The following is a 3993-nucleotide window of genomic DNA, read 5'->3' as shown; positions in this document are numbered from 1 at the left end:
TGGGCAAGCTACTCAGGGAAGGCCGACTATTGTCTCTTGACATCTCGATGGGCATATGAGGGGACGGAGGTGTGTTCGCAATCGGGACGCCGGTCCTGGGCGGTCGGCGAGCGAGACGGAAGCTTTTCGCCGAACCATGGCAGAAAACGCGAGTTTTCCGAATGAGAACGGGTGATTCCGGGTGAAAAACGTCGTCACAACGACAGTATGCGATCGTTCGCTACGCAATTGCACGCGTTCGTTACATTATCAGAAGATTACCACCGTTTAACATTCGGAAAACTCGTGTTCCGAGCCGCGAAAGCGAAAAAACCTTCTCCGGGCCGGTAGGAGCGGAATCCCCCTGCCGGGCTTCGCGATAGGCCGAATCGGCGGCAAAACGCGACACTCGAACCGTTCGCCAGCAATCTACCCCGTTCGTCCCGCCGCATCGCGCTGCGTTCGTTTCCAAAATGCCTGCGCTTGCTACTAAAACACCTGCGGTTGTTCCTTCTACCAGGCATTTTGTTGCAATCGAACAAAATCTGAGGGGGGGGGGTTCCGCCTTATTGTATATAATCTGAGGTGAACAATAGGAGCAGCGGAAAACCGCTGTTGCGAATTCGGGAATTCGGGAAATCGGGATCGGGGTGCACGATGGGAGCCTTTCACCTTCTTGCATTGGAGGACAACGAGGAGTACCAGAGGGTGCTCCGCAGCATGCTGTCCAAATACCCCGGCAGGTCGCGGCTCGACGTCGACATCATATCCGGGGTCACCACGTTCGAGGCGCTTATGGCCTCGGGCAATCGCATCGACATCTTCGTCACCGACATCGATCTGGGCGAAAGCAACCCCTCGGGCATCGAGCTGGTCAGCCGTTATTTCCCCGCGGGAACCTCCACTCAGGTCATCTACATTTCCGGCCATGTCGAGTATTGCACGTCGGTCTATCAGACCGAGCATACGTATTTCCTGCTCAAGCCCATCAACCAGTCCGACTTCGACGCCGCGCTCGACAAGGCTCTGTCCAACTTGCAGGACAGCCGACAACTTCCCGTCGCCATCCAGCACAACGGCACGGTCACTATGGTCGACCCCGCCGAGGTGGAGTTCGTCGAAAGCGAGCGCCGCAAGGTGCGCCTGCACTCCGTGCGCGGGGGATGCATCGAAACGTACGCCACACTCGGCCAGATGCTCGACATGCTGCCCGAGTGCTTCGTCCAATGCCATAAAAGCTACCTGGTGAACATGGCGTGCATCGTTGAGCTGCGCCCGGGCAGCGTGCTGCTCCGTTCAGGCAGGGAAGTGCCCGTCAGCCAACGCCAGCGCACGTCGGTGCGCGATTCGTTCTTCCACTACGTGGGCCTTAACGCGCGGTAGGCGTTCGGCAGCATGTCCTCGCTCAAGATCGCCGTCCTTTGCGTTTTGGCGGCGTATCTGCTGATCGTCGCCTTCAACTTCATAACCAAGCTCCGCGGCGCGCGGCTTATGCAGAAGCTCTTGTGCATGCTGTTCCCCCTAAGCCAGATTTGCCTGATCGCCTATCCCCTGGCATGCTCTGCAGGTTACGAGTTGCCGGCTGGGGTGTATACGACGCTCGTCGTGCTCGGCATCGCGTGCGGTCCCGTCGACCTGCTGCTGTTTCGCGTGCTCGACCAGGCGTGCCGATGGTTCGACTCCTCGAACAACGTGCGCATGCTCCAAGAGCAGCTGCAGGTCCAAAGCGCCTTGCGGCAACGTTCTCGGCGCGAGCGCGATCAGGTCGACGAGCTGCGCGACCAGCTTCGCGAGCGGTTCGAGCAGGCGCGCGCGGACCTGCGGGCGGACCAAGCGGGCAAGGCGGGCGAAAGCCTGGAAGAGGCCGTCTCCCTTATCGGAACGCGCTCTCCGCGCCTTTGCCAGCATCCGGCCGTCGACGCGCTTCTGGAGCAGAAAGCCCGTACGGCGCGCGACCTGGGCGTGCGCTTCCGCGCCGAGCTCGACATCCCTGCGGATATCAAGCTGCCCAGCGTGGAGCTGTGCGCGGTGTTCTCGAACCTGCTGGACAACGCCCTGAACGCGTGCGTGGAGTCCCCTGAGGGGGATCTTCGCGTCGAAGCCACCGCCCGCTTATGGGGGATGTACCTGGTCGTCGACGTGGAGAATAGTTGCCCGCGTTCCAAGGGCCAGGGCGAGGGCTCGGGCCGCCCGCCGTTAGGCGATGCCGCTCGTCCTGGCGATGGCGGCGGCGCATCCGGTTCGTTTCCCGACCTGTCCGTGCCGCATGGTTGGGGGCAGGGCATCGTGCGCGAGGTGGCGCGGCGCCATGACGGCACGTTCGAGGCGGGCCAAGTCGATGGTGTCTATCGCGTGCGCGTGATCTTGAAGCAGGACCGGGCCGCGCAGGATGGGGGCGATGGCGAATGGAGCCGATGATCTTGGGCGTTCCTGCGGGCGCGTTCGTGGTGCTGTCCATCCTCGTGCCGACATGGTTGGTGTATCTGGGATTCGAGTCCCTCATCCTGCACCTTCGCAGCCGGTGGGCTTATTGGGCCACGGGGCTCTCCCTTATGGTGTTCGCCTTGTGCGTGAGAGACGGCTTGGCCGAGTTCGCGCATCCTTTGCTCGGCGTCCTCATGGCCGCGGCTCCCGTGTTCTTTGCGAAGGGAACGCTGGTCCGCCGCGTCACGTTATCGGCGTTCGGCCTGGTCATAGTGCTGCCGGGCGATTTGTTCCTCGACATGACGCTCGACATCCTGACCGGCGCCACCATCGACGACTATGTGACGGTCGCCGCAAACGCCACGTTGTTCGCGTGCGCGACGCTGCTCGAGGTGCTTGTGGAGATAGCGTTGTTCTGGGGGCTCACCGCGCTGGTGAGAAGGTTCTATCCGGAAGAAGGGGTCGATGCCGGGGCCTTGTCGCGTGGCGTCGCAGCAGCCGCTTCGCCGTTTGCGCTGTTCTCCGTGTTGCAGGCTTTGCTGTTGGCATTGTGCTTCAGCGTGGTGGTGGGACCGTGCGGCGGCGATCCGATGCTGCTGCGCCTGTTCGGCGTGCTTATGTTGCTGTGCTTCGGCGTGGACGCCGTGCTGTTGCTTGCGGTCGGCAGATTCCGCGGCAAGGTGCGCGATGATGCCCGAGCCGCCGATCTAAGCGGCCAGCTCGACCGATATCTGGAGGACTACCGGACGACGGTGGAAATGGCCCAGCGCTCGGTGCGCCTGCGCCACGACCTGCGCAATCAGGTCCAGGTGGTGAACGCCCTTGCCGAGCGCGGCGAGCTCGAGCTTGCCGAGCAGCATATCGACGCCATGCTGGAGGAGCTGGACGGGCGTTAGCTCCTTTGCTTCGAGCGGGCGCCGGGGTGCTTGTCGGCCTTCCTGCCGTTCGGCGGGCTCTCGCACGGCCTTCCCGCGGCCGATCGGGCGTCGAAGCGGGTGCCCGATCGGGTGGTTCGGCCAGCCCGCCTGCGCTTTCATGTGCGGTTTCAGTTGCTTCCCGCCGCTGGGGCGATGCACGCCGCGCATACCGGGTCCGCGTGTGGTAGGCTAGCGGACCAAAAGAGAACGCACTCCTTCGAAAGGGGCCCGTCATGACCGATGCCGCATCCACGCTTCCCGCCGTTTACGCCGCCGCGCAAACCCCGCAGGCCGGTGCTGCAACCGCCAACCTCGTTCGCAGCTTGGGCGCTGCCGCGCAGCCCGACATCGTCGCCGCGCGCCGTCTGCTCCATCGCTTCCCCGAGGTGTCCGGTCACGAGGCCAACACGCAGAAACTTCTGTGCGAACGGCTCGATGAGCTGGGCGTTCCGTATCGAAAGCTCGACAACAACGGCATCATCGCAACCATCGCCGGCACCGCGCTCGGCGCTTACGACGCCGATGGGCGCCCGGCGCGCCGCGTCGCCTTGCGCGCCGATAATTTTCATCCGGGCTGCCGTCTGGGCCTCTACGGCTTTCCGCTCCGCCTCGGCAACCGCCACATTCTTGCGAATCTGCTCCTGCCGGACGTTCAGGTCTTGCTCGGCAAACT

General features: G+C 63.2%; 3 protein-coding genes and 1 pseudogene. All 4 read left to right on the top strand.

The annotated features are described in order from the left end of the window. The first annotated feature begins 699 nt into the window (after positions 1-699). Positions 700-1362, top strand: coding sequence for a LytTR family DNA-binding domain-containing protein (locus Q0H50_RS08690; RefSeq protein WP_294421484.1), 663 nt, complete (start codon positions 700-702; stop codon positions 1360-1362). 12 nt (positions 1363-1374) lie between these two features. Continuing rightward, positions 1375-2397, top strand: a complete 1023-nt coding sequence (locus tag Q0H50_RS08685; protein WP_294421481.1) for a GHKL domain-containing protein — start codon at positions 1375-1377, stop codon at positions 2395-2397. Beyond that, positions 2385-3299 carry a hypothetical protein gene (locus Q0H50_RS08680; protein ID WP_294421479.1) on the top strand — a complete coding sequence of 305 codons (915 nt, stop codon included), beginning with the start codon at positions 2385-2387 and terminating at the stop codon, positions 3297-3299. The genes Q0H50_RS08685 and Q0H50_RS08680 overlap by 13 nt, the downstream gene beginning before the upstream one ends. Positions 3300-3553: 254 nt before the next feature. Next, positions 3554-3993 (top strand): annotated as a pseudogene (locus tag Q0H50_RS08675) (hypothetical protein); the annotation flags it as partial.

The organism is uncultured Senegalimassilia sp., assembly GCF_934632265.1.
Classification (GTDB): Bacteria; Actinomycetota; Coriobacteriia; order Coriobacteriales; family Eggerthellaceae; genus Senegalimassilia.
The sequence above is the reverse complement of the archived record's forward strand: the minus strand, read 5'-3'. Positions and strand labels throughout refer to the sequence as shown.